Consider the following 25,826-nt stretch of genomic DNA (forward strand, 5'->3'; position numbering starts at 1 on the left):
AGGATAGACGGTGGTTATCCACAGGTCTCGTCCACACCCTGCTTCTGTCGCCCTAACCGGATACTCTCTCGCCATGCCGCACAGCCACCCCCACCGCCCCAGCGCCGGAGCCTGGACGGCCGCCGTCGCCTGGGCCGTGGTGCCGTTGCTGACCTGCGGCCTGGCGACCCCGTTCACCATCGGGTTCGCCGCCTTCTGGCTGCAGAGCAAATGGCTCGTCCTCTCCGCCGCCCTCTACGGCGCGTGCGTCAGCACATTCATGATCGTCGTGATCAGCTACGAGGACGTCAACCTCGCCCCCGACTGGCTGTTCGGCCTGGTAGGGCTGGGTCTGCTCGTGAGCTGGCTGGGCGGCGTCGTCCACAGCGGCATCCTCGTCCCCATCATGGTCAGGGGCCGTCCCCGGCCCGCCGTCCCCACGGCGGGAACATCCCCGATGCGGGTGCACGACCGCTCGACCCACCCGTCAGGCCTGACGCGCCGGGCGGGCGAGCCCGAATGGATCGGCCACTACCGCGTGCTGCGCTCCCTCGGCCGCGGCGGGCAGGGCGCGGTCTACCTCGCCGTCGCGCCCAACGGCGCCCACGTGGCCGTCAAGGTGCTCCACGACCTGGGCGACGAGTTCGCGCGGACCAGGTTCGCCCGCGAGGTCGACGCCGCGCGCAGGGTCGCCACGTTTTCCACAGCCAGGCTGCTCGACGTCAACATCACGCCAGACCAGGCCTACATCGTGAGCGAGTTCGTCGCGGGCCCCTCGCTCGAACAACTCGTCCGCGACCAGGGCCCGCGCGACGAGGACAGCCTGACCAGGCTCGCCCTGGCCACGTCAGGGGCGCTGGCCGCCATCCACAAGGCGGGCATCGTCCACCGCGACTTCAAACCCAGCAACGTCCTGATCGGCTCCGACGGCCCTCGCGTGATCGACTTCGGGATCGCGCGCTCGCTCGACCACTCGACGATGACAGGGAAGATGTCGGGCACTCCGCCCTACATGTCACCCGAGCAGCTGTCCGGCTCACCCGTCGGCCCGCCGTCCGACGTCTTCAGCTGGGCGGTGACGATGACCTTCGCGGCGACGGGGCGTCCCGCGTTCGGCGAGGACACGGTGCCCGCCGTCTTCAACCGGGTCCTCAACCTGCACCCCGACCTGTCGCCGCTCCCGCCGTCCTTACGCGGCATCGTGGGAAACGCGCTGTCCAAGTCACCCACTGATCGTCCCACCGCGGCGGAGATCATGTTGGCCATCGTCCACTGAGCCCGACCGCGCCGGCCTTGCCCGCCGGCCGTACGCGCCCGCTCCCCGGCTCCCTGAGGCGTACCGGTGGCCCTGCCACGCCCGCTCTCCGGCTCCCTGAACCAGGCGTACCGGTGGCCCTGCCACGTCCGCTCCCCGGCCCCTGAACCAGGCGTACCGGTGGCCCTGCCACGCCCGCCCGCGCACCCCGCCAAGACGGCAGCGGGTCAGCCGACGAGAACCTTGACCACGCCCGTGATGGCGAGCTGCACCAGGGCGAGCGGGACCAGCCCGACCCACGCGAGCCGCTGCAGCTGGTCCTCCCTCAGCCGGGGGAAGCTGACCCGCATCCAGATCACCAGGAACGCCAGCGCGAACATCTTCAGGAACGTCCAGACCACGCCGGGCAGCAGCGGCCCGTGCCAGCCGCCCAGGAACAGCACCGCCGTGAGGAAGGACAGCACCACGATGCCGACGTACTCCGACAGCATGAACAGGGCGAACCGCATGCCCGTGTACTCCGTCATCGGGCCCATGATGATCTCGGACTCGGCGATCGGCATGTCGAACGGCGGGCGGCGCAGCTCCGCGAGCCCCGCCAGGAAGAAGACCACCGCGCCGATCGCCTGCCAAGGCAGCCACCACCACTGCCATGCCTCGACGATCCCGCCAAGTGAGAGGGTGCCCGCCGCCATCGCCACCGAGGAGGCCGCCAGGACGAGCGGCAACTCGTACGACATCAGCTGAGCCGCCGCGCGCATTCCGCCCAGCACCGAGTACTTGTTGGCCGAGGCCCACCCCGCCATGATCGAGCCGAGCACCCCGATGCCCATGACCGCGAGCACGTAGAACAGGCCGAGATCGAGGTCCACGCCCACGAGCCCCGGGCCGATCGGAATGACGATCAGCACGAGCAGGTACGGCACGAGCGCGACGCCGGGCGCGATCTGGAAGACGCGGCGGTCGGCCGCGGCGGGGATCACGTCCTCCTTCTGGGCGAACTTCACGCCGTCGGCGATGAGCTGCGCCCAGCCGTGGAAGCCCCCGGCGTACATGGGGCCGAGGCGTGACTGCATGTGCGCCATGACCTTGTGCTCGGTCTGGCCGACGATCAGCGGCAGGAGGAGGAAGACGAGCAGGATGACGACGAAGCGCAGGACGATGTCGAGAACGTCACCCATCGGGCTCCTCCACGGACGCGGGCGGTGCGGGATCCGACGGAGACGCGGGAGGCGCGGGCGCCGGCGATGACGTCGGCGCGGCGGGCGCCGGAGACGCGGGCTCCCCTGGCTCCGGTCGCGCGGGTGGCCGTGACCTCGGCGCGGCGGGAGCCGACGGAGGCGCGGACGCTTGGGGTTCCGGAGGCGCGGACGCTTGGGACTCCGGAGACGCGGGCGGCGGTGACGCGGGCGAGGCGGGCGACGGTTGCGCGGAGGGGGCGTCGGGTGGCGGCGGCTCGGCCGAGGAGGGGCCCCACTCGGCGGGAACGCCGGGCGGGAGCGTCTTGCGGCGGCTCGGCGCGCCATGGCCCGACTCGCCGGGCTCCTTCGCGCCGGGCCAGGGCTTGGCCACCCGAGCCGCGAGCACGAAGTCCTTGCGCAACGGGTGTCCCTCGAAGCCGTCCGGCAACAGCAGCGGCACCAGGTAGGGGTGCTCCTCGAAGACCACGCCGAACATCTCGAACGTTTCCCGTTCGTGCCAGTTCGCGCCCCGGTAGACGCCGACGGCGGACCGCAGGCGCGGGTCGGCGTGGGACACCGTCGTCCGCAGCAGCAGCCGGTCGTGCGTGGACGGGTTGTAGACGTGCGCGACGATCCCGAAGACGTCGGGCGGCTCGTCCACGCCGGTCAGCCAGTCGAAGAACTCGTAGCCCGAGTCCCTGCAGAACGTCAGCAGTTCGATCCAGTCGGCGGCGTCCACGTCGACGGTGCGCTCGCCCCACGACTCGCTGATCTGCGCCCTGTCCCCGAAGTGCGCGCTGAGCGTCACGCGTCCTCCCCGTGGGATCGTGACCAGATGTAGCGGTCGCTCAGCCGTTCCTCGGCGATCTGCTCTTGAAGCTTCATGATGCCGTGCAGGAGCGCCTCCGGCCTGGGCGGGCAGCCGGGGACGTAGACGTCGACGGGAATGATCTGGTCGACGCCCTTGGTGACACAGTACGAGTCCCAGTAGGGGCCGCCGGAGTTGGAGCACGCGCCGAACGAGATGACGTACTTGGGGTCGGGCATCTGCTCGTAGAGACGCTTGACGGCGGGAGCCATCTTGTCGGTGACGGTACCCGAGACGATCATCAGGTCCGCCTGCCTGGGGCCGTTCGCGAACGGGATCACTCCGAAGCGAATGAAGTCGTGCCTGCTCATCGAGGTGGCGATGAACTCGATCGCGCAGCACGCCAGCCCGAAGTTGAAGACCCACAGGGAGTAGCGCCGCCCCCAGTTGAGCACGAAGCGCATCGGCTTCGGCGCCAGCCGGGAGACCGGCCCCACCGTCGGCATCGGAAGATCGGCCATATCGCCATTCTCCAACGGCGGCTGCCTGAGGAGTAGGGGGCCACCCCGACATCTCGCCCGAACACCCGACGCCGGCAGCTGTGCGAGGCGAAGTGCGCCCCCACGCAACCTATGAGGCCCTCCCCGTGGACGGGCCCACGGAGCCGATGAGCTTTCGTCGCAGGCGAGGCGCGAATCCCGAACGAACGCCCGGGCCCGCACGGGGCGCTGGTTCCGCACGGGGCGCCGGTTCCGCACGGGGCGCTGGTTCCGCAGGGGGCGCGGGTTCCACACGGGGTATGAGTTTCCTGCGGAGCCCGAGTTCCATGCGGGCGAGGGTTCCCCGCAGGGGGTGCGCATTTCCATACGAGGCGCGGGAGCGGCACAGGTCCACCTCTGCGAGGGGAGGGGGCACTACCTGCGAGGGGGTGGGCTCTATCTGGGAGGAGGGCGGGTGCGGCTCAGCGCGGCTTGCTGAAGGTGAAGGTCCCGGCGACGGTGTCGGCCAGGGTGAGGGCGTCCCCCGATGCCGCGGTGTATCCCTCGGCGACGGGCCGGGGGGCCGAGGCTGGCCGAACCGAGGCGGGCGGACAGGCCGAGGGGACGAGACTCGCCAGACCCAGGCGGGCGGACAGGCCGAGGGGACGAGACTCGCCAGACCCAGGCGGGCGGACAGGCCGAGGGGACGAGACTCGCCAGACCCAGGCGGGACAGGCCGAGGGGACGAGACTCGCCAGACCCAGGCGGGACAGGCGGGGCGGACGGGGCGGGAAAGGCTGGTCCTGTGACCAAGGGGGCGGGAGCGGCGTGGCGAACGGTGGTCTGGCGTGGGGGGAGGTCCGGCTCCGCGGCGGTGGGGGCCGCGGAGCCGGCGGAGTCAGGTCAGGAGAGGATGGGGAAGTTGGCGCGGATCACGTTGCGCGGGTCGCGAGCCCGCTTGATCGCGCGCAGCCTGGTCAGCGTCTCTTCGGGGAAGGCCGCCGCCGCCCGCTCTCCCGGCGCCAGGAAGGTGTACGGCTTGCGCCCGCTGACGTAGGCGTCGAGGTCGGCCACCAGCTGGGCCTGCTTGGCCGTCACGCCCTCGATCAGGTGCGGAAGGCCGGGCCCCAGCATGTACAGCAGGTACGGCTCGGTCACCGCGCCGCCGGCGCCGGTGCTGGGTACGGGCTCGGCCAGCGCCCCGCCGAGGTGGCGGATCTGGACGTTCATCAGGGGGTTGATCGGCTCGGTCGACAGGGTGGCCACCGCCAGGTCGTCGAGGCTGGTCAGCAGTTCCGCGCTGGTGCCGGCGGGGCTGGGGTCGACGGGCTCGGCCGCGATGCCGCCGAGGTCGGCGATCGCGACCACGCCGCGGCTGTCGGAGATGGGGCCGTCGATCTTGCTCAGGCGGGTGAGCAGCGCCGTCGCCTCGCTCGCCTCGCCGAGGTAGGTGAGGTCCAGGGCGACCATGGGCGGTCCGCCGGGGAACTGGAAGCGGTTGATCCAGATGGACAGTTCGCGCGGCGCCTGCGCGGTGAGCTCGAGGAACGCCTCGAACACCTCGGGCGTGCGGTCGCCTGGCCACATGACCCGGCCGCCGTAGACGGCCGGCGCGGGGTACAGGTCGAACTCGATGCCGGTTACCACCGCGTAGTCGCCGCCCCCGCCTCGCAGCGCCCAGAACAGGTCGGGGTCGGACTCGGCGGTGACCCTGACCTGCTCGCCGTCGGCGTCGACGACGTCGAAGGCCAGCACGCTGTCGGCGGCCCAGCCGTACTTGCGGCCGAACCAGCTGACGCCTCCGCCGAGGGTGTAGCCGGCCACGGTGACCGCAGGGGAACTGCCGGCGAGGCCGGTCAGCCCGTGCGCCCCCGACGCGGCCTGAACCTGTCCCCACTTCACGCCGGCGCCCACCTTGGCCACCCGCTCGTCGGGCCGGACGTCCACGGTGTCCAGCCGTCCTGTGCGCAGCAGGATCACGCCGTCGGTGTCGCCGGGGGCGCCGTGACCGCTCGGCTGGGCGGTCACCGTCAGCCCGACCTGGGCGGCGTATCTGACGAGGGAGGCCACGTCGTCGGCGTCCTCGGCCTCCACCACGGCCGCGACGGGCTGCGGGACGGCCCGGTTCCACGGCTTGGCCGCCGCGTCGAACCCGTCCTCGCCAGGGAGCAGCACCCGGCCCCTGACCGCGCCGCGCAAACTGTTGTCACTCATGTCCATGCTCCTCAGTTGATGATCGTTGATCGATCGATGGGGGTTTCACCAGGTGATCGTGCAAGGGGATCTCGCCAGGGGATGGGCCCCGCGTCCTGGAGGAAGGCGCCGCTGGGACCGTCGGCGCCCAGGGTCGCGAGCCGGACGGCGATCGCCGCGCCCTGCTCGGCCGACCGGTATCCGGAGCCGCCGTTGATGTCGGTGGCGCACCAGCCGGGGTCGGTGCGGTTCACCTTGATCGGGGTGTCCCATAGCTCCTTGGCGTACGACACCGTGATCATGTTGACGGCGGCTTTCGACGAGTTGTGCGGCATGTCGTTGAGCGCCCCGATCGGACCGTCCCTGACGAGCGCGTTGGCCATCGAGGCCAGCTCGCTGGAGACGTTGACGATCCGGCCCGCGGGCGAGTTGCGCAGCAGCGGCAGCATCGCGTTGGTCACCGCGATCACGCCGAACACGTTCGTCTCGAAGACGCGCCTGACCACCTCGAGTGAGGAGGTGCTCGGCAGCCGCCGGTCCTTGGGCGCGACGACGCCCGCGTTGTTCACGAGGATGTCGAGCGTGCCGTACTCCTGCTCGACCCACGTGGCCGCGGCCCGCACGCTGGAATCGTCGGTGACGTCGAGCCGCACGTACGGCTGGCCGAGGCGCTCGGCCGCGGCCTTGCCCCGCTGCTCGTCGCGGGCGCCCACGATCGCGGTGATGCCCTTCTCGGCGAGCAGCCGGGCGGTCTCGAAGCCGATGCCCTTGTTGGCGCCGCTGATGAGTGCTGTCATGCGCGTGATCTCCCCTTCTGATCTGTGTCACTCGTCGATCGGCCGCCGCTCGACCTCGGATGGCGCCGCTACCGCTGAACCTCAGGGGAGGCGGCTCCCGCTCGACCTCGGATGGCGCCGCTACCGCTGAACCTCAGGTGATGTGGCCGCCCCTCGACCTCAAACGGCGGCGCCCGCTGAGCCTCAGCGGCTCTCAGCCCCAGGCGCCCGCGACCTGCCTGGTGGCCGCGTTGAGCCGGTTCCAGAGGTTGACGGTGGCGATCCCGAGGATCAGCGCCGCCAGCTGCCTTTCGTCGAAGCTGTCGGCGGCCTCGTCCCAGATGGGGTCGGGCACGGCTTCGGGGGTGTCGGCGAGCCTGGTGAGGTGCTCGGCGAGGGCCAGCGCGGCCCGCTCCTCGTCGGTGAAGTACGGCGTGTCGCGCCATGCGGCCACCGCGAAGAGGCGTTCGTCGCTCTCGCCGTCCTTCCGCAGGGCCCGGGCGTGCATGTCGACGCAGACGCTGCACCCGTTGATCTGGCTGGCGCGCAGGTTGACGAGTTCGAGCAGGTTCTTGGGCAGGCCGGTGCCCTCGACGGCCTTGCCCACGGCCAGCAGTCCCTGCATCGCGCCAGGCACCACCGTGGCGGGGTTGCCCATCCGTGCTTCCATGATCGTTCTCCTTCGGGATCGTTCGCCGCGCGCCGGACCGGCCGGGTTCCTGGTCTTCGCTCCTCTGACGGACCGCGGCGGCGGAACGTGACTGGGGGCCGGGGCGGAATGTGATCGAGGACGAAGCGGCGCGGGGAGCGGCAGGTCAGAGCCGCCGCTCTCCGATCATCAGAATCGCCAGGACCGGCGAGGCGAACAATCCCGAGGTTCGGATGGATCGATCACGAAGTCCGATCGTTCACCCGCGTCTTGGCGACGTCGGCGAACGCTCTGATGCGATGGGTCTCGTCGGCGGTGCGCCAGACCAGGCCCCATTCGAGGGGCGGGGCGTCGCGGAAGGGGATGTAGACGATGCCGGGCCTGACGTAGTAGCGCATGACCTGGGCGCCGACGGGGAAGACGCCCTTCCCCGCCGCGGTGAGGGCCAGGGCCTCCTGGAGGGTCCTGATGTCGGGGCCGCGCGTGATCGGCTTGCCGCTGGGCGTGCGGCTGGGGGTCCTGTCCTCGATGAAGACCGGTGACCATGAGGACGGCATGTTCAGGACGGGAAGCTGGGCGAGGTCCTCGAGCGAGACGGAGCTGCGGCGGGCCATCCGATGGGAGGCGGGCACGGCCAGCATGCGCGGCTCGCGCAGGAGCATGGGCCCCGTGGTCAGGTCTGGTTCGTCGAGCGGGAACGGGGCGCCCATCATGTCGATCTCGCCGGCGCGCAACGGCCCGAGTCCTTCGATGACCTGGATCTCCCTGAGACGCACCTCGCAGTCGGCGTGGCCGATCCTGAACAGCTCGCCGACCTCGACGAGCAGGTCGCCCATCGCGGCTCCGACGAATCCGAGGGTGAGCACGCCGCCGATGCCCCTGCCCGCGGTGGTGGCCCTGGCGACGCCCTCCTTGATCAGGCGGTGGGCGGGCTCGATGTCGTCGCGCAGCCGCCTGCCGATGCCGGTGAGCGCGACGTGGCGGCTGCTCCGCTCGAACAGGGGGGCGCCCACCTGGCGTTCGAGCTTCTTGATGATCTGGCTGACGGCGCCCTGCGACAGCCTCAGCCGCTCGGCCGTGCGGCCGAAGTGGAGCTCTTCAGCGAGCGTGAGAAAGGTTTCGATGTCACGCTGGTCCACCGCTCACCTCCGACGATTTGTCACACTTATCGGTCCTTTCGCATTCCGGCATTGATCAGGACCCGGCTCGTGGCTGAGAGTCGGAGGAGTCGATCTGCCGGCGGCGGACCCTGCGGGATGTCGACGACGTAGGAACAGCCGGGAGCTTCGCAGCACGGTCATCGCCTCGGCGTCATGCCACGGCGTGCTTCCGCCGTACTCCCTGGGTTGTGTTCCCTCGCGCCCCGTACTCCCCCGGTCGGGTCACGCTGGTCATTGAAGCGGTGCCCGTCCGGTGAGCGCATGGGCGCTGGAGCGGAGATCGCGGGTATAGCTGGCTCTACCTTCCGCTGGTGCGAAGGTAGGCGAGCACGGCGAGGACGCGCCGGTGATCGCTCTCGGCGGGCGACAGGTCGAGCTTGCAGAAGATGTTGGCCACGTGCTTGGCGACGGTCACTTCGGTGATGGACAGGGTCCTGGCGATGGCGCCGTTCGACCTGCCCTCGGCCATGAGCCCCAGTACTTCGCGCTCGCGCCTGGTCAGGCGGTCCATCCGGTCGAACGGCGTCGTGACGTCCCTGGCCCTGGCCCAGGACTGTTCGAAGAGGTCGACCAGCGAGGCGACCATGCTGGGCTGGCGAACCATCAGCGCGCCCAGAGGGAGCTCGTCGGGGTCGATCGGCATGAAGGCGACCCGCCGGTCGAAGATCAGCAGTTCCCTGAACTGCTCGTCGGTGACGCGGTGCAGGTCGCCGGCGGCGTGCAGTTCCCTGATCCTGGCGGCCTGGTCGGGGCTCTTGAGCACGTCGGCCCTGACGACCGTGCGCATGATCGTGCCGCGTTCGAGGGCGGCGAAGGTGATGATCTTGGCGCCCTTCTCGTCTCGCCGCCTCGCGTCCCTCGCGCGCATGGCGAGGATCTCCTCCGCCTTCTCGGTGAGGTCGCGGATCAGCTCCCAGACGGCGCCGTTGTCCTCGATGCGTTCCACGTCGTACGCGGTGACCGGCAGCGCGGCCTGGAACGCGGCGATCTGGGCGAGCTCCTTCGCGATCGACTCCAATCGCCTGCCGCTCGTTTCGACCTCGTCCATCACTCCCCTTCGCGATCGTGGCGCGCACAGTCTGCGCACACCTTGCCCGTCCGGGCAAGTCAGGGAAAGGGGCCGTTGACCTGCGTACTCTGCGGGATAGCGCCAATGATCGGGTGAATCGGGTCGGACGCTACGTCCAGGTGAGGACGCGCTTGCGCCAGGCGTAGACGATGCCGAGCGCGATGAAGCCCAGGAAGACGAACATCTCCACCAGCGTCGTCATCCCGTAGCCGGGCGCCGCGAACACGGTCGCCCACGGGAACAGGAACACCGCGTCGACCGCGAACACCACGTACAGGTAGATGAAGACGTAGTACCTGATCTGCGACTGGGCCCATCCCTCGCCGACAGGGTCGACGCCGCACTCGTAGGTGGTGAGCTTCTCGGGCGTCGGGCGTGTGGGGCGCAGCAGGCGATTAACCATGAGGGCACCGGCGACGATGGCCACGCCGATGACGAGCAGCGCGAAGACCAGCGCGTAGGAGCCGAAGTAGCCACCCATATGCTGATCGTAACCCCGGCCAAAGCCTCTGTCCTCTTAATCCCAAATCGGGGCAAAGCAGGATTGATCCCCCATAACCTGGCCTGCATGCACAAAAGGCGATTCTTCGGAGGAATCGCGCTTATAGCCGCCGCCACTACCGGCTGCGGCATGGCCACCGCCTCCCCCGAGCGGGAACTCCACGTACCCGCCGAGCCCACGATGATCAGCTTCGTCGACCCCTCTGAGGTCCCAGGTCTCACCACCAGGACACTCACGCTGGGCGACTCAGGAGACAGGGATGTGCACATTGTCTATCCGGAGCTGAAAGGCGCCACCGAGCTCAACCACAGGCTCGGCGAGCTGGCCCAGAGCCGGCTGCACCGCTTCGTGGAGGCCACGAGCGCCGCGGCCCTCGAGCCGCGCCCCGAGTTCAACGTGGACTGGCAGCTGACCGCCGCCACAGGCGACATCGTCGGCGTGCGGCTGCGCACCGGCGAGTTCGCCGGAGCCAGCTGGGCCAACTCGCTGCGGACCATCTGGTACGACAAGGTCACCGGCAAGGTCGTCGACTCCCCCGGCCTGGTCACGACCCTGCACCCGCTGGCGGCCATCGTCAGGTCCGAGCTCAGGCAGCGCGGCTCCGAGGTCGACTACGACGCCGTGAAAGCCGACCCCGGCCTGTTCGACTCCATGGCCTTCAATCGCGAGGGCGACCTCGTCGTGGAGTTCGACGACTACCAGGTGGGGCCGGGGGCGCTGGGCAGGGTGGCGGTCGCCGTACCGGCGAAGCGGGTCGAGTCGCTGCTGTCACCGGCCGGCTGGCGGGCACGGGCCGCCGCCAGGGACGCCCCGCCCTCGCCGGCGGTCAGCGGGACGCCCGTCAAGAGCCCGCCGACCACGAGCTCCAGGGCGGGCAGCGTGAACTGCGACGACGCCATGTGCATCGCGCTGACGTTCGACGACGGGCCGGGACCCCACACTGGCCGGCTGCTGGACGAGCTGGAGAACGCGGGCGCGAGGGCCACCTTCTTCACCGTCGGGACGAACGTGGCGGCCCGCCCCGAGCTGGTCTCCCGCATGCGCGAGCAGGGACACCTGGTCGGCAACCACACCTGGGCGCACCGCGACCTGACGAAGCTGTCGAGCAGCAAGGTCGCCGACGCCCTCGTCAGGGCACAGAGCGTGATCAGCGCCGAGCTGGGCCAGACGCCCACCCTCGCCCGCGCGCCGTACGGGGCGGTGAACAAGGACGTCAGGGCCATTGCCCGAAAAATGGGGATCTCTTTGGTCAACTGGGACGTCGACACCCTCGACTCACGCGACAACGACCCGCGTGCGGTGGTGCGGCGCGCGGTCCAGAGCGCGCATCCAGGGGCGATCATCCTCATGCACGACATCCACGACACGACGGTCGAGGCCGTTCCAGAGATTCTGCGGCAGTTGACCAAGAAGGGCTATACGTTTGTCACGGTTCCCGAGCTGTACGGCTCGGCCGGGATGAAGCCAGGTCGCGTCTACTCCTCGGGTAAGCAACCCCTGACGTAGGTAAGCCTTCGTGGGCGCATATAGTTAGGCAGCGTGACCCGAACCGTCCTCTTCGCCCGCCTGCACGTTGACCTGTGCCGGCTCGCGGCAGGGCTGTGTCGCCCCTTTCGTTCTCTCGCGTCTGCCTGACTTTCACCGCGTGTACCCGTGATGCGCATCACGGAAACGTGTGACCCCCGAGGACTTAGCATGGAATTTGAGAACGTGCCACGAGCGCAGTCGAGGAGGACTTCGCTGTGACCAAGCAGGTTCAGCAACTCGACAGAGTGATCATTCGGTTCGCCGGCGACTCCGGCGACGGAATGCAGCTCACCGGCGACCGCTTCACCGCTGGAACGGCGGAGTTCGGCAACGACCTGTCCACCCTGCCCAACTTCCCTGCCGAGATTCGGGCACCCGCAGGGACGCTTCCCGGTGTGTCGAGCTTCCAGCTCCACTTCGCCGACCACGACATCCTGACGCCGGGCGACGCGCCCAACGTCCTGGTCGCCATGAACCCGGCGGCGCTGAAGGCCAACCTGGGCGACCTGCCCAAGGGCGCGGACATCATCGCCAACACCGACGAGTTCACCAAGCGCAACCTGCAGAAGGTGGGCTACGACGCCAGCCCGCTCGAGGACGACTCGCTCGGCGAGTGGCGCGTCCATGCCGTGCCGCTGACCTCGCTCACCGTGAAGGCGCTCGAAGGCTTCGAGCTGTCGAAGAAGGACGCCGAGCGTTCCAAGAACATGTTCGCCCTCGGGCTGCTGAGCTGGCTCTACCACCGGCCGACCGAGCACACGATCACCTTCCTCGAGCAGAAGTTCGCCAAGAAGCCCGAGATCGCCAAGGCCAACATCGCGGCCTTCCAGGCGGGCTGGAACTACGGCGAGACGACCGAGTCGTTCTCGGTCTCCTACGAGGTCAAGCCGGCCAAGCTGGCGCCCGGCGTCTACCGCAACATCTCGGGCAACCAGGCGCTGGCCTACGGGCTGATCGCGGCCGGCGTGCAGGCGAAGCTGCCGCTGTTCCTCGGCTCCTACCCGATCACTCCGGCCAGCGACATCCTCCACGAGCTGTCCAGGCACAAGCGCTTCGGCATCCGTACCTTCCAGGCGGAGGACGAGATCGCGGGCGTCGGCGCCGCGCTGGGCGCCGCCTTCGGCGGTGCGCTCGGCGTGACGACGACCAGCGGTCCCGGTGTGGCGCTGAAGGCCGAGACCATCGGCCTGGCGGTCATGACCGAACTGCCGCTGATCCTGGTCGACGTGCAGCGGGCGGGCCCCTCCACCGGCATGCCGACCAAGACCGAGCAGACCGACCTGCTGATGGCGATGTTCGGCCGCAACGGCGAGTCGCCGGTGCCTATCGTGGCCCCCTCCACGCCGAGCGACTGCTTCGACGCGGCGATCGAGGCCGCCCGGATCGCGGTGAAGTACCGCACGCCCGTCTACCTGCTGTCCGACGGCTACCTGGCCAACGGCTCCGAGCCGTGGCGGCTGCCCGAGGTCTCCGACCTGCCGGACATCTCCACCGAGTTCGCCACCGTGACGGACGAGGAGTTCCTGCCCTACAAGCGCGACGCCGAGACCCTGGCCCGCCCGTGGGCGATCCCCGGCACCGCGGGCCTCGAGCACCGCATCGGCGGCATCGAGAAGGCCGACGGCTCGGGCAACATCTCCTACGACCCGAACAACCACGACCGCATGGTCAGGCTCCGCCAGGCCAAGATCGACGGCATTGACGTGCCCGACCTCGAGGTCGACGACCCGACGGGTGACGCCAGGGTGCTGGTCCTCGGCTGGGGTTCGACCTACGGGCCGATCGCGGCGGCCGTGCGCAGGATCAGGAAGGCCGGAGGGAAGGTCGCGCAGGCGCACCTGCGGCACCTCAACCCGCTGCCCGCCAACACCGGCGACGTGCTCAAGAGCTACGACAAGGTGCTCCTGCCCGAGATCAACCTCGGTCAGCTGGCGCTGCTGCTGCGCGCGAGGTTCCTCGTCGACATCATCAGCTACAACCGCGTGCGCGGGCTCCCGTTCAAGGCCGAGGAGCTGGCCGGAGTCATCCAGGACGTGATCGACAGTGAGTGAACTCGTCAACGGCAAGGGCCTGGCCCTGATCCCCAAGGCCGAGGGCAAGCAGACCCTGAAGGACTTCAAGTCCGACCAGGAGGTCCGCTGGTGCCCCGGCTGCGGCGACTACGCCATCCTCGCCGCGGTGCAGAGTTTCCTGCCCGAGCTGGGGCTGCGGCGAGAGAACATCGTGTTCGTCTCCGGCATCGGCTGCTCGAGCCGGTTCCCGTACTACCTCGACACCTACGGCTTCCACTCCATCCACGGCCGTGCCCCTGCCATCGCCACCGGCCTGGCGGCCTCCCGGCCCGACCTGAGCGTGTGGGTGATCACCGGTGACGGTGACGCGCTGTCGATCGGTGGCAACCACCTGATCCACGCGCTGCGCCGTAACGTCAACCTGAACATCCTGCTGTTCAACAACCGGATCTACGGGCTGACCAAGGGCCAGTACTCGCCCACCTCCGAGATCGGCAAGATCACCAAGTCGACGCCGATGGGCTCGCTGGACAAGCCGTTCAATCCGATCTCGCTGGCCCTCGGCGCCGAGGCGTCGTTCGTGGCCCGCACCATCGACTCCGACCGCAAGCACCTGCAGTCGGTGCTGCGCGAGGCCACCGCGCACCGCGGCACGTCTCTGGTGGAGATCTACCAGAACTGCAACATCTTCAACGACAACGCCTTCGAGCAGCTCAAGGACCCCGAGGTCCGCGACGACATCACGCTGCGGCTGGAGCACGGCCAGCCGATCGTCAGCGCGAGCAAGGCCGTGGTCAGGGCGGCGAGCGGCGGCATCGAGGTGGTTCCGCTGGCGGAGGCGGGCGACCGCGTGCTGGTGCACGACGCGCACAACCCCGACCCCTCGGTGGCGTTCGCGCTGTCGCGCCTGGACGAGCCGGCCTTCGAGCACGTGCCGATCGGCATCTTCCGGCAGGTCGACAGGCCCGCCTACGACACGCTGATGGCCGAGCAGCTCGAGGAGGCCGTGGCGCAGAAGGGCCCCGGCGACCTCAGCGACCTGCTCATGGGCGGCGACACCTGGCGCATCGGCTGACCTGACGGGGTGCGTCGGCCCGCCACGCCGTGGTGGGCCGACGCACGGCGTTCACCCCTTGCGCAGCTTGGCGTAGTAGCCGGTGCAGTCGTCGTAGGACGGCAGCAGACCCTGCTGTGCCGCTTTCGCCAGCGAGGGGGCGGCCGCGTCCTTCGGGGAGAGCCGCGGCTCCAGATTCAGGGGCCAGCCGATCGCGAGATCGGGGTCGAGCGGGTTGATGCCGAACTCGCGTCCAGGCGCATACGGCTCCGAACAGAGGTAGACGACTGTGGCGCCGTCGGTCATGGCCATGAACGCGTGGCCGAGTCCTTCGGCCAGGTAGAGAGCCTTGCGATCCTGCGCGTCGAGGCGGATCGCCTCCCACCTGCCGAATGTCGGTGAGCCGACACGCACGTCCACCACGACGTCGAGGACCTCCCCCGCGACGCACGTGACGTACTTCGCCTGGCCGGGGGGCACCGCGGCGAAGTGCACCCCGCGAAGCACGCCGGCGCGGGACACCGAGCAGTTCGCCTGAGCGAGCCGTAGCGGGTGTCCTGCCGCCGCGGCCAGTTCGTCTTCACGAAACCATTCCGCGAAGGCTCCCCTGTCGTCTTCGTGGACGACAGGGGTGAAGACGTGAGCTCCTTCGATGGTGAGCTGTTCCATGGGCACGGGAACCATCCAGGTGTGAGCGCGCGTACGGCTTGCGCCTCCGATCGGAGGCGCAAGCCGTACGCGGGGATGTCGGTCAGGGGACGGTCACCGTTTGTGTGGCGACGCTCGTACGGTTGTCCGTTCCGGTCACCGTCAAGGTGATCCGGTAGGTGCCGGCCTGGGCATAGGTGTGCTGAGCGGTGACTCCTGATCCGGATTGGCCGTCGGCGAAGCTCCAGACGTAGGAGTTGATGGGCGCAGATCCCTGGGTCGAGGCGGAGGCGTCGACCGTGCAGGACAGGCCGGTACAGCCGGCGGTGAACGCCGCGGTCGGGGCTGCGGCCGTGCTGACGGCGGAGAAGTCGTCCACGGTGAGCAGCACGGGCGGGTTCGTCGCGGTACCCGACAGGTAGGTGGCGAAGCCCACCCCTCCCGCCGCCTGCATGCCGGCCGTGGCATCGGTGGCCGTCGCCTGCCATGCGCCGGGCTCGCTGGTCGCCTGGTCCCAGACCTTCGCCGAGATGGTGGTGGGCGATGTTCCGGTCACCTGGAGACGGACCTTCAGCACGGTCCCCGGCGCGTAGGTCAGTCCGGGGACCGTCTGCTCCGTGGTCAGCAGGTTGTCCGTGTTCGGCGCCGCGATTCTCGTGAGAGCCAGACCGACACCCGTGGGCAGGAGGCGAATGCGGGCTCGATATTCGCCCTGACCGCTCACCCTTCTGCCGACGGCCCAGATGTACGTGCCGTTGCCGGTCCCAGCCTTGTCGGCCGCGACCTTGAAGGTGACATCGCTGTCCGCGCTCGACACCGCGTCGAGGAAGGCCCTGGGACCTGCCGTGGTCGCGGGAAGGTTGATCTTGGCCGCGGTTCCGTCGACCGAGAAGTTCGCGGTGCCGCCGAGAAGGGTCCAGGCGCCTCCGGTGTCGGCGGTGCCCAGCGAGCCGCTGGCCGTGCGGGTGAAGGCGTCAGCGGCGAGAGTGGACGGAGGGTTGTCCTCTGGGCGGGGAACCGCCACATCGCTGTCCTGTCCGGTGGCGCCGTCGTTGTCCGTGACGGTGAGCGTGACCGGGTAGTCGCCCGCGACCGGATAGGTGTGTGTCGTGGTGGCCCCTGTACCACTCTGACCGTCGCCGAAGGTCCACGCGTACCCCTCGACCGTGCCGTCGGAGTCGCTGGATGCGGTGCCGTCGAAGGTGCACTCCAGGGCTTCGCAGGTCACGGTGAACGAGCCGGTTGGCGCCTGGTTGGCGGGTCCCGAGCCTGTCCCCTTCTGCCAGTGTTCGGCCACCTGCGCGGCGGTGAGCGCCGTGGAGTAGACGGCCGCCTCGTCCAGGGAACCGGCGAAGTTGTCGCTCGAAGGCCGCGACGGCCACGCGTTCAGGTTGTCGCCTCCGACACGCCAATAGCCGGAGTAGCCTTCCGCGTTGGTCTGCGGATTGGTGCCGACGGACGCACCGTCGACGTACAGGACCATGCCTCCAGACCCCTGGGTGGCGACCACATGGTGCCACTGACCGTCGTTGTAGGCGGCCGGCGTGGTGATGAGGTTGAACCCGCCGGTGTAGGTGCCGAAGGTGAGCTTGCCGTTGTTCGTCATGTAGACGTGGCGGTCGTAATTCGAGCTCGTGCCGTTGCTCGAGTTGCCGAAGCCGACGAGCTTGCCGCCACTCGTGGTGGTGGTCTTGAACCACAGTTCGGCCGAGTAGGTCGTCGGGTTGCTCACCGAGGCGGTCGAGATGACCCGGCCGTTGTTCACCGTGATCGAGGTGTTGCTCGTGCCGGCGACCGCACCGGGCTGCCCATAGCTGACACCCGTCGGGGTGTAGGTGCCCGGGGTGACGTTCTGGCCGGCGTCGGCCGCCACCGAGCCGTTCGCCTCGCCGAGACGCCAGTACAGGCTGGGCGCGTCGTCGTAGACAACCCTGCCGTAGCTGTCCGATGGTCGCGGGGGGATCGGGCTGGTTCGCCCGCTGAGCGTGTAGTGCTCGTTGACCTTGGTGATGGACAGGGCCGCCGGGTAGATCGCCACTTCGTCGATCTCGCCGGCGAGATAGCTGCTGGCCGGCTGTGCGGGCCAGCCGTTCAGATTGTCTCCGCCGATGCGCCAGTATCCGCCGTACGGCTGCGCGCCCGTGGTGCCGCCGTCCTGGCCGACCCGACGACCGTCCACGTAGAGGGCGATGCCGCCCGACCCCTGCGTGGCCACGACGTGATGCCATTGGCCGTCGTTGTAGGCGGAGGTGCTGTTGACGGTACGCACTCCGCCGGGATAGACGCCGAACCAGATGCGGCCGGCGTTGTCCATGTAGACGTGACGGTCGTAGTTGGAGCTCGCTCCTGTTGCCGCGTTGCCGTATCCGACGATCTTCCCGCCGCTCGTCGTGGTGGTCTTGACCCAGGCTTCGATGGTGAAGCTGGTCGTCGCGTTCTCCATGGACAGCGTCTTGGTGAAGCCGGTTCCCGAGCCGTTGAAGGGCGCGGCCGTGTCGGTGTCGCCGTTGATCGCGCCCGGGACGTTGTGGCCGACTCCTGCCTCTCTTGTGGAGTCGAGGAATCCCGCGTGATCGTAGGCCAGTGCGCCGCCGGCCTCGCCCATCCGCCAGTAGTGGGCGGCGCCGTCGGCCACCACTTCCTGCGCGTAGGCGCTCATGGAGCCTGACGAGGCGATCGTCACGGGCGCGGAGGTGGCGCTGCCCACGGTGTTGCCCGACGGGTCGACGACGCGGATCCGATAGGTGTGCGTGGATCCGGGTGTCAGGCCGGTGTCGATGAATCCGAGCGAGGGCAACGTCCAGAAGTTCGACTTCTGCTCGATCTCGCCGACGGGGGTGGAGCCGCCGTCTCGCAGGATCTGGTACTTCAGCTTCTCGTGGTCACGGTCCCAGGTGGCCTGCCAGCTCACTCTGGCGGAGCCGGCGGTGAGCGAGACGGCGGTCGGGGTCAGCGTGGACGAGGCGAGGGGGCCGGAGTCCTTGGGGGCGTTGGCCTTGAGGGCGAAGCGGGTCAGACCCTGCTGTGCCGTGCCGTTGACGGTGGTGAATTCGCCGCCCATGACGAGGTACTGCGAGTTGCCCGACAGCGACCACCCGCCCTGGTTCATCCCTGTGTAGCTGCCGGCGTTGACGGTGGGATACCAGTGCAAAAGCGTCGGCACCGGCTGGCCGCTGTACTGGCTGTTGTTCGACGGCGGCGCGGGGTCGTTGCCCGTGGGATAGATCGTCGTGGCGAGCGCCCTCTGCCAGCGCGTGGGCGAGACCTCGGGGAACCCGCTGAGCGATGCGCAGTCGTGCGCGTGGCCCACGCTGTAGAGCACCTGGTCGATCGGGAAGACGCTATAGGACGCGCCGTAGCAGTTGTCCAGCCAGAGCAGGTCACCGGTGTTGGGCTCGACCGCGAAGCGCCCGTCGAACCAGTGCCAGCCTTCGCCGTCGGCCGCCGCGTAGACGTTGGTCCCGTCCGTCGCCAAGTCGTAGGTCATCGAGTAGTTGCTGCCTTGGCGCGCGGGGATCGGATTGCTGTTCCACGGCAGTGACGTTGCGGTGACCGGGTCGAGCGCCCCGATGCCGACCCGGGTGGCGCCGTTCAGCGCCTGGAACTTGCCGCCCACGATGACTCGGCTGGAGTCAGGGGACATCAGGAGGGCGAAGACCTCGTCGTCGGTCGTCGGCGCCCAGGGTTGGAGCGTGCCATTCGCGCGGGAGACGGCGGCGAGGCGGGACCTCGTCGCACCGTTGACGTTGAAGAACGCGCCGCCGATGTACACCGTGGAGGCGGACACCGCCAGTGCCCTGACCACATTGCCCACCGACGGCGCGAAGCTCGCGTCCAAGGCTCCGGTGGCGACGTCGAAGGCGGCCACGCGGTTGCGCGGCTGGCCGTTCACCGTGGTGAAGTCGCCACCGACGTAGATCTTGGACTGGTCGGGTGCCACCGCGATGGTCCTGGCCTGTGCGTTGAGCGCGGGGTTGAAGGGCAGAAGGTTCCCGGTGGTGATGTCGAAGGCCAGGATGTTCGACCTGACCACTTCCTGCGGCGAGCCGGGGCTGGTGCCTGGAGGTCGGGCCCTGGAGAAGCTGCCGACGGCGTAGACGGTGTTGCCGACGGTCGCCATCTTCCATACGACGCCGTTGATCTGCCACGTCGGCAGGGCGTCGGCGCTCACCGTTGCCGGAGTCCCCTGCTCAGGATCGATATCAGCGTGGCCGGGCAGTGCGACGAGCGTCGCGGTCATGAGTGAGACAACCGCGATGGCGGTCCTCGATAAGAGTGCTTTGATCACGAGCTACCTACATCCCGAACGACATAACGCGCCCCCCACGGGTCACGCTGGATGCGAATCGTAATATAGGTAGACAAAAACTTCTTGCGGCATTTGATAACAATCCATACCGGATTGCCACTGACAGAAGCGTTCGACGTTTGACCAGGTCGTCGATGGTCCACCAGCCCTGACCGGCGGCCGGCCGCAGCGTCGCGACCGACCGCCTTCAGGTCATCTCAAACGAATTACGGACAGCGATACCACTGGCCCGAATGACAAATAGTCGGCCATCAGGTCACAGTGACGTCGGGCGAACTCGGACTGGAGATTCGGTTATTGTGCGGGTCGATGGCACGCACCCGGTACTTGTAAACCGATCCGGGTACTCCGCTGGAGTCCACACACGACATATTCGGCAACGTCCAGAACACGGTGTTGGCCTCTGCCGTACAAACCACCGCCCCGTCACTGCGGACGACCTCGTAGCGGACCTTACGGTTGTCCAGATCCCAGGTGGCACCCCACTTGACGGTCACCTTGCCGCCCCCGTTGGCCACCGCTGTGGGCGCCTGGAAGTTGGTCTGGACGGGGCCGTTCACGTCCGGGCTGACATCATGGGTGGTGAACCGGGTCAGACCCTCCTGCGGAACATCGTTGACCTCGGTGAAGTCGCCGCCCGCCCACAGGTACGTGCCGTCGTTCGCCATCGTCCAGGGGCCCTGGACGAACGGGTAGCGCGTTCCAGGCTGAGCGTTCGGGAACCAGTGAAGGATCTTCTGCTTCGTTCCGGCGGCGGTGTTCGCGGGCTCGGCGAGGAAACGGCGATGCGGCCGGGTCTCGGGGAAGCCGTTGCCCTCGTAGTACGTCTGCATGTCACAGCGATGCGCGTGACTGCCGCTGTAGAGGACACCGTCCATCACGGAGATCGACTGGGTCGCGCCCTGGCAGTTGTTGATCCAGATGCGTGCGCCGGTGTCGGGATTCACGGCGAGACGGCCGTCGAAGGTCCCCACGCCGTCAGCGCTGGCGTAGACGCGACTTCCGTCCGAGACCAGGTCGGTCACCCAGGAGCGGTTGTTGGCGTTGTTGTAGGGGATGTCGTTGCTGAGGAACGTGCCCTTGGAGCCGTCGCTGACGTTCACGGCGGACAGGCCGTGCTGCCACACGTTGTTGATGCGGTTGAAGTCGCCCCCCACGATGAGCCGGCCTCCGCTCGGGGCGAGCACCATCGCCATGACGCGCTTGTCCGCGGTGGGCGCCCATGACAGCAGCGCGCCGTCACTACGGTTGAAGGCGGCCAGCCTGGTCCTGGTCACGTCGTTGACCTCGGTGAAGTGGCCCCCCGCGAAAACAGTGGTCGCCGAGACCGCCAGCGCCCTGACGCGGCTGTTCGGCGAAGGGGCGAAGTCCGGGTCCAGCGCCCCCGTCGCGGTGTCGAACGCGGCGATGCGGTTGCGTCGCTGACCGTCGATCTTGCCGAAGTCGCCGGCGACGTAGAGCGTGGAACCGTCAGGCGAGGCCTTGATCTCCCAGACCGTGTCGCATCGGTACTGGTTGTTCCCCAGGTTGTCGCACTCCGTCTGAACGACGTCGTCAGTGAAGACGGGACTGGTGGCGACCGGTGACCAAGGCAGGAGGGCTCCCGTAGCGGCGTCGAAGGCCGCCAGGCCCGTCCGCTCCACCTCACCGGCGCCACCTCGGGGCACGCCGGGCGGGCGGACGTGGTCGAAGTTACCGCCGACGTAGGCGACTCCATCGACGATCTCCATCGCCAGCACGACCCCGTCGGTCTGCCAGGTCGGGAGGGGATCGGCGGTGACCGTGGCGGGCTCGCCCGCGCCGGGCGTGGTGTCGGCCATGGCCGACAGGGGTGGAGTAAGCAGAACCGAGAGTCCTAAGCACGCCGTCGCGGCGGCTAGGAATCGCTTGCGCATGTGCCCCCCTCAGGGCTGGACCGCAGGTCATGGTCACAGACGGCAAGGCGGCCCTAGCTCCCGGCTGCGAGACCTAGCTCACCGTGGCAACGGGAACCTGATCGTCACCATGACGCTTGTGCCGCTGCACTGGTTTACCGCTGACCACACAAGTCCACGCAACAATCAGGAACAACCAGATCGACGCCACATTCGCGCTGGCGGCCATCATGTCCGCCGTCATCGCGTCCACGACAAGAAAGGCCATCAACGAGAGCAGCAGCGCCGCCTCCGCGCGCACTTCCTTGATCCGGGTGAGCGAGAGCTGGAACGTCATGGTGACGAAGCACAGCAGGCTGAAGGCGACCAACCCCACAGCGCCACCTTCGACGATGACGTTTACGAAGGCGTTGTGACCGCCTCCCAGCCCGATCTGTTCGAGGAAGAGCCCTCGAGCCGAGGATGCCCCGTTACCGAAGATCGGCTGCTTCATGGTGGCGTCCAGGGCGAGCGTCCACAGATCCGTCCTGGAGTTCAGGGATTCGAGCTGCTCGGCGGACTCGCCTCTGGTCGCAAAGCCGATGATCTCCTCAGAGAACGCGAGCGCCGCGAGAGCGCCGAGCGGCAACGCGAAGAGGAGCAGTTCGGCCCTGCCCCGCGGACCACGTGAACACAACAGCAGTACCGCCAGGCCGACGACGCAGCCCGCCGCGGCCCCGCGGGTTCCGGTGGCCACCAGCGCCCCACCGGTGACGACCAGCGCGACGACGTAGAAGGATTTCCGCCAGAGCCGTGGAGGACCGCCGGGCAGCAGAAAGGCGAAGGCCAGCAGCAACGCGATCCCGAGGAAGATCCCCGCTGTCACGGGATGCACGTACAGCCAGTTGAACCGGTCCTGGGTGTTCGGGGTCCGTGGCAGCGGCATCGCGACCCCGATCCCCACCGAGACCACGACCAGACCGATGAAGACATGGGCAAGCCTGTGCATGTCCTCCCTGGTCGCCCGGCTGGCCACCACCTGACACACGCTGGCCGTCACGAGAAGCTGCGCCGCGCGCACGGCAGCGAACTGTGGATAGGGCGTCCACAGGACCGACATGGCGACGTAGAGGGCGAAGACCCATGCCAGCGCCAGAAGCACCGAGGTCACCCGGCGCGGTGGCCTGATTCCGAACTTCCGGTAGAGGTAGAGAGCGACGAGTCCGTAGATCCCGATCTCGAGGAGGATCTGGGTGTCCACGCCGCCACCGATGGCTTCGCCGATCCCTCGTGACCGTAACTTGTACTCGCTCGCGAGGATGAGGCCGATCGGGGCCAAGGTCGGCCACCAGGCCGTACGCGATCGACGGTGACGCGCTGTACCCACCTGGCACCCCGTATTGGACCGTTCGACCGTACTGCGTGTGTCAGCATACGACGGTACCGGTGGAACGCGGGGAAATGTAGGGAGAGGAACGTTACATGGGGATGCGCGATCTGCTGCCCGAGCCGTTAATCGGCGCGGGAAGAGCCGGGTTCCGCCTGTACGGCATGGCGACCGCCGGCTTGCGGCCAGATCCCGACTTCCTCCTGATCGGCGCCAAGCGAGGCGGCTCTACCTCGTTCTACTACGCGCTCCTCGAGCACCCCCGCGTCGTCCCGCTCTTCCCGTCCGCGAACCTGATCCCCAAGGCCAACCACACCAAGGGTGTGCACTACTTCGACTCCAACTACGGCCGGGGGATGCGGTGGTACCGATCCCACCTGCCGAGCAGGTTCAGCAGGTCGAAGGCAGCCCGCAGGGCAGGTGGCCAGGTCCTCGCCGGTGAAGGCTCGCCGTACTACCTGCATCACCCGCTGGCCGCCGAGCGGGCGGCCGGCGACGTGCCGGACAGCAAGATCCTTCTCATCCTGCGCGATCCGGTGGAGCGCACGTTCTCCCACTACCGGGAACGGGTCAGGAGCGCGGCGGAAAGGCTCACCTTCGAGGAGGCGCTCGACGCCGAGAAGGGCAGGACCGAGGGCGAAGAGGCGAGAATCGTGGCCGAGCCCGGGTACTGCAGTTACGCCCACGAGCACCAGTCCTACGTGGCGCAGAGCGAGTACGCCCGCTGCCTTCGCCGCTGGTTCGAGCACTTCCCCGCGTCCCGCTTCCACATCCTGACAAGCGAGGAGTTCTACAGGGACCCGCAGCAGGCGTGTGACGACGCGGCCGCCTTCCTCGGGCTTCCGGCCGTCCCGCTTCCCTCCGCAGGGCGTGTCTGGAACCCCGCCCCCAAGTCTGACCTGGGCGAGAGGGTGCGCCGCCGCCTCGCCGAGCACTTCGCACCCCACAACGCCGAACTCGAGCGAATGCTCGGCAGGACCTTTCCCGACTGGACGACCGCCTAGCTAGTCGCCGAGCCGGTCGAGCGCGGCGAGCAGGCGGCCCGCGAGGGCGTGGTCGTCGGCCCTGCGAGCTGTCACCACCGCATGCCAGTACCGCGCCGCCTCCGCATGGCCGGTCGGCGCCACCGGACCGCCGAACACGGCGGCGCGGGTGGCCAGGTAGTACACCTCGTCGGCACCGGGTGGACCGTATCCGGCGTCCTCCCAGTCGATCAACCAGGGGACGGGGCCCGTGGTGAGGCGCAGGTTCCATGGCGTCAGATCACCGTGCATCGGCGTCCAGTGCGCGGCCACGCCATCGGGACGGCGCAGTGACGCCAGCAGGCCGGTGACCCTGCCTGCCAGTTCCGCCACGGGAACGTTCCGTGCGGGCCTGCAGGGAACGGGTTCCATCGGCGACATGGCCAACCATGTCAGGCCCTCCTCTTCGCCGTGACCGAGAAGCTCGGGCACGCGAAAGCCGCTCCCCCTCCCGCGTTCCAGCAGGCGCAGGACCTCCGACTCCCGCTCGAGCCCGGCCGCGGCTGCCCGGATCTTGAGGAACGCCACCGGCCTGCCCGATCTCAGCAGCAGGAAGGCGGCCCCCTCGCGGGATACCTGCGGGCGCAGGTAGACAGCGTGCCCGTCGAACGAGCCGACCGTCTTCTGCACGCGTTCCAGGACCGGAGCCCACGACCCGGCCTCCCACCTCTCGCGGCGGCCGGGCAGCACCCACGGGCCGACCAGGCGCGTGGCCGTGTGGAGGAGCCGCTGCGCGGCAAGCGGCAACGGTTTCGAGAAGGTCAGCAAGGAAAGCCCCGCCGCCGCGGAGCGCGCGTCGGTCAGGGGGATCCAGACGTTGCCACGGCCTGGCGGGTAGCGAACGAACCCGCCGGTCACCTTGCGGCCTTGAGGTCGAGACAGAGGCGTTCGTAGCGGGCGGCGACGTCGTCCCAGGTGTAGTGCTTCCTGGCCCGCTCTCTTCCCCTGTCGCCCCGGTCACGGGCGGCCTCGGGGGCGGCCTCCACGGCCTCGATCGCGTCGGCCACTTGTCCGGCGTCGGCGAAGAAGGCGCCGCTGCCGCCGAGCACCTCGTGATTGAAGACCACGTCGAAGGCCACCACGGGAGCCCCTGCTCCCATCGCCCTGAGCAATGAGGGGTTGGTACCGCCGACGGAATGCCCGTGCAGGTAGCTCGCACAGCCCGCGTACATGGCGTCCAGCAGGTCCTGATCCCAGACCCCGCCGACCAGCTTGACGCGCTCGTCGCCTGCGGCAAGCGTCGCGATCCGCCTGCTGTACTCCTCGGCGTACGGCGCCGAGCCGACGACGATCAGTGGCAAGGTGGCGCGACTTCGCAGGTAGCCCTCGACGATCAGGTCGACGTGATTTTCCGGCTCGAACCTGGCCACCACCAGGTGGAAGCCGCCGGCCTTGTAGCCCGCCTCGGACAGCAGCTCCTGGTCGCAACCCTCCTGGATGGGCGCTCCGTACGGGATCATGACGCTGGGGGCGTGGTAGCGCTTCTGGTAGTAGTCCTGGATGGCGTCCGCGTCGGCGATGAGCTCCCTCGACCAGCGAACGGCCAGCCGCTCCGCCATGAGGTAGTAGCGCTGACCTGTACCGTTCCATTTGGCGCGTTTCCACTCCAGCCCGTCGACGTGGGTGGCGACGGGGATGCGGGCCATCCGGATGAGAGGAAGCAGCGGGGCGTTCGCGGCGTTGAAGACGAGTGCGACGTCGGTGGGGCTGCGCAGGAGATGAGCCACCGACAGGGCGGTGTGGCTCAGGGTCTCCAGTGTCTTGTGCCGGACGGCGGGCAGGTGGACCAACCGCATGCCCTTGTGCTCGGGGAGACGACTCTCCGCGCCTCTGCAATAGACGCGCACGTCATGGCCCGCGGCTACCAGCCGTGCGCCGATCTCCTCGATCGCCGTCTCGAACCCCCCGTACCGCGCCGGCACGCCTCGCGTACCAATCATGGCAATACGCATTGAATCCCTTC

The 25,826-nt window shown here is 68.7% G+C and carries 20 protein-coding genes; 5 read left to right on the forward strand and 15 right to left on the reverse strand.

Annotated features, from left to right (window positions below; genetic code table 11):
- Nucleotides 1–73: 73 nt before the first annotated feature.
- Complete coding sequence (locus tag ACFSKW_RS36290) at nucleotides 74–1,255, forward strand: serine/threonine-protein kinase (RefSeq protein WP_379577682.1); 1,182 nt, start codon at nucleotides 74–76, stop codon at nucleotides 1,253–1,255.
- Nucleotides 1,256–1,461: 206 nt separating this feature from the next.
- On the opposite strand, the gene nuoH is transcribed toward ACFSKW_RS36290, so the two are convergent.
- The 9 genes from nuoH to ACFSKW_RS36335 all read right to left on the reverse strand — a co-directional run bounded on the left by nuoH (nucleotide 1,462) and on the right by ACFSKW_RS36335 (nucleotide 10,030).
- Nucleotides 1,462–2,415: an NADH-quinone oxidoreductase subunit NuoH gene (gene nuoH, locus ACFSKW_RS36295; protein WP_379577684.1), complete on the reverse strand. Its 954-nt coding sequence runs from the start codon at nucleotides 2,413–2,415 to the stop codon at nucleotides 1,462–1,464.
- Nucleotides 2,408–3,223, reverse strand: coding sequence for an NADH-quinone oxidoreductase subunit C (locus ACFSKW_RS36300; RefSeq protein ID WP_379577686.1), 816 nt, complete (start codon nucleotides 3,221–3,223; stop codon nucleotides 2,408–2,410). The genes nuoH and ACFSKW_RS36300 overlap by 8 nt, the downstream gene beginning before the upstream one ends.
- Nucleotides 3,220–3,744 (reverse strand): NADH-quinone oxidoreductase subunit B, encoded by a 525-nt coding sequence (locus ACFSKW_RS36305; RefSeq protein WP_431903358.1) that lies wholly within the window; start codon nucleotides 3,742–3,744, stop codon nucleotides 3,220–3,222. Before ACFSKW_RS36305 ends, ACFSKW_RS36300 begins: the two co-directional genes overlap by 4 nt.
- A gap of 861 nt (nucleotides 3,745–4,605) precedes the next feature.
- Nucleotides 4,606–5,916: an FAD-binding oxidoreductase gene (locus tag ACFSKW_RS36310; RefSeq protein WP_379577688.1), complete on the reverse strand. Its 1,311-nt coding sequence runs from the start codon at nucleotides 5,914–5,916 to the stop codon at nucleotides 4,606–4,608.
- Between the two features lie 11 nt (nucleotides 5,917–5,927).
- Complete coding sequence (locus ACFSKW_RS36315; protein WP_379577690.1) at nucleotides 5,928–6,692, reverse strand: SDR family oxidoreductase; 765 nt, start codon at nucleotides 6,690–6,692, stop codon at nucleotides 5,928–5,930.
- Nucleotides 6,693–6,885: 193 nt separating this feature from the next.
- Nucleotides 6,886–7,341, reverse strand: coding sequence for a carboxymuconolactone decarboxylase family protein (locus ACFSKW_RS36320; RefSeq protein ID WP_379577692.1), 456 nt, complete (start codon nucleotides 7,339–7,341; stop codon nucleotides 6,886–6,888).
- Nucleotides 7,342–7,562: 221 nt separating this feature from the next.
- Complete coding sequence (locus ACFSKW_RS36325) at nucleotides 7,563–8,459, reverse strand: LysR family transcriptional regulator (protein ID WP_379577694.1); 897 nt, start codon at nucleotides 8,457–8,459, stop codon at nucleotides 7,563–7,565.
- Between the two features lie 319 nt (nucleotides 8,460–8,778).
- The gene (locus ACFSKW_RS36330; protein WP_379577696.1) at nucleotides 8,779–9,528 is read right to left on the reverse strand and encodes a LuxR C-terminal-related transcriptional regulator; all 750 of its coding nucleotides are present in this window, start codon (nucleotides 9,526–9,528) and stop codon (nucleotides 8,779–8,781) included.
- Nucleotides 9,529–9,658: 130 nt separating this feature from the next.
- Complete coding sequence (locus ACFSKW_RS36335; protein WP_379577698.1) at nucleotides 9,659–10,030, reverse strand: NADH-quinone oxidoreductase subunit A; 372 nt, start codon at nucleotides 10,028–10,030, stop codon at nucleotides 9,659–9,661.
- 150 nt (nucleotides 10,031–10,180) lie between these two features.
- On the opposite strand from ACFSKW_RS36335, the gene ACFSKW_RS36340 reads away from it, so the two are divergent.
- The 3 genes from ACFSKW_RS36340 (at nucleotide 10,181) to ACFSKW_RS36350 (ending at nucleotide 14,665) form a co-directional block, all read left to right on the forward strand.
- Nucleotides 10,181–11,557 (forward strand): polysaccharide deacetylase family protein, encoded by a 1,377-nt coding sequence (locus ACFSKW_RS36340; protein ID WP_379577700.1) that lies wholly within the window; start codon nucleotides 10,181–10,183, stop codon nucleotides 11,555–11,557.
- A 236-nt stretch (nucleotides 11,558–11,793) separates the two neighbouring features.
- Nucleotides 11,794–13,629, forward strand: coding sequence for a 2-oxoacid:acceptor oxidoreductase subunit alpha (locus tag ACFSKW_RS36345; RefSeq protein ID WP_379577702.1), 1,836 nt, complete (start codon nucleotides 11,794–11,796; stop codon nucleotides 13,627–13,629).
- On the forward strand, nucleotides 13,622–14,665 hold the full coding sequence (locus ACFSKW_RS36350; RefSeq protein WP_379577704.1) for a 2-oxoacid:ferredoxin oxidoreductase subunit beta: 1,044 nt from the start codon (nucleotides 13,622–13,624) through the stop codon (nucleotides 14,663–14,665). Before ACFSKW_RS36345 ends, ACFSKW_RS36350 begins: the two co-directional genes overlap by 8 nt.
- 51 nt (nucleotides 14,666–14,716) lie before the next feature.
- Here ACFSKW_RS36350 and rfbC read toward each other — a convergent pair whose 3' ends face one another.
- From rfbC to ACFSKW_RS36370, 4 genes are all read right to left on the reverse strand, one after another.
- Nucleotides 14,717–15,313 carry a dTDP-4-dehydrorhamnose 3,5-epimerase gene (rfbC, locus tag ACFSKW_RS36355; RefSeq protein ID WP_379577706.1) on the reverse strand — a complete coding sequence of 199 codons (597 nt, stop codon included), beginning with the start codon at nucleotides 15,311–15,313 and terminating at the stop codon, nucleotides 14,717–14,719.
- Nucleotides 15,314–15,395: 82 nt separating this feature from the next.
- Nucleotides 15,396–19,532, reverse strand: coding sequence for a LamG-like jellyroll fold domain-containing protein (locus tag ACFSKW_RS36360; protein ID WP_379577708.1), 4,137 nt, complete (start codon nucleotides 19,530–19,532; stop codon nucleotides 15,396–15,398).
- A gap of 320 nt (nucleotides 19,533–19,852) precedes the next feature.
- Nucleotides 19,853–21,421, reverse strand: coding sequence for a PQQ-binding-like beta-propeller repeat protein (locus ACFSKW_RS36365; RefSeq protein ID WP_379577710.1), 1,569 nt, complete (start codon nucleotides 21,419–21,421; stop codon nucleotides 19,853–19,855).
- 148 nt (nucleotides 21,422–21,569) lie between these two features.
- On the reverse strand, nucleotides 21,570–22,793 hold the full coding sequence (locus ACFSKW_RS36370; RefSeq protein ID WP_379577712.1) for an O-antigen ligase family protein: 1,224 nt from the start codon (nucleotides 22,791–22,793) through the stop codon (nucleotides 21,570–21,572).
- 143 nt (nucleotides 22,794–22,936) lie between these two features.
- Between ACFSKW_RS36370 and ACFSKW_RS36375 the strand changes: the two genes are divergently transcribed.
- Nucleotides 22,937–23,845, forward strand: coding sequence for a sulfotransferase (locus ACFSKW_RS36375; protein ID WP_379577714.1), 909 nt, complete (start codon nucleotides 22,937–22,939; stop codon nucleotides 23,843–23,845).
- Here the strand turns inward: ACFSKW_RS36375 and ACFSKW_RS36380 are convergent, their stop codons facing one another.
- Nucleotides 23,846–24,721 (reverse strand): phosphotransferase, encoded by an 876-nt coding sequence (locus tag ACFSKW_RS36380; protein WP_379577716.1) that lies wholly within the window; start codon nucleotides 24,719–24,721, stop codon nucleotides 23,846–23,848.
- Nucleotides 24,718–25,803: a DUF1972 domain-containing protein gene (locus ACFSKW_RS36385; RefSeq protein ID WP_379577717.1), complete on the reverse strand. Its 1,086-nt coding sequence runs from the start codon at nucleotides 25,801–25,803 to the stop codon at nucleotides 24,718–24,720. The genes ACFSKW_RS36380 and ACFSKW_RS36385 overlap by 4 nt, the downstream gene beginning before the upstream one ends.
- Between the last annotated feature and the right edge of the window lie 23 nt (nucleotides 25,804–25,826).

Origin of the sequence: Nonomuraea mangrovi (assembly GCF_042681425.1) — a bacterium.
GTDB classification, from domain to species: Bacteria; Actinomycetota; Actinomycetes; order Streptosporangiales; family Streptosporangiaceae; genus Nonomuraea; species Nonomuraea mangrovi.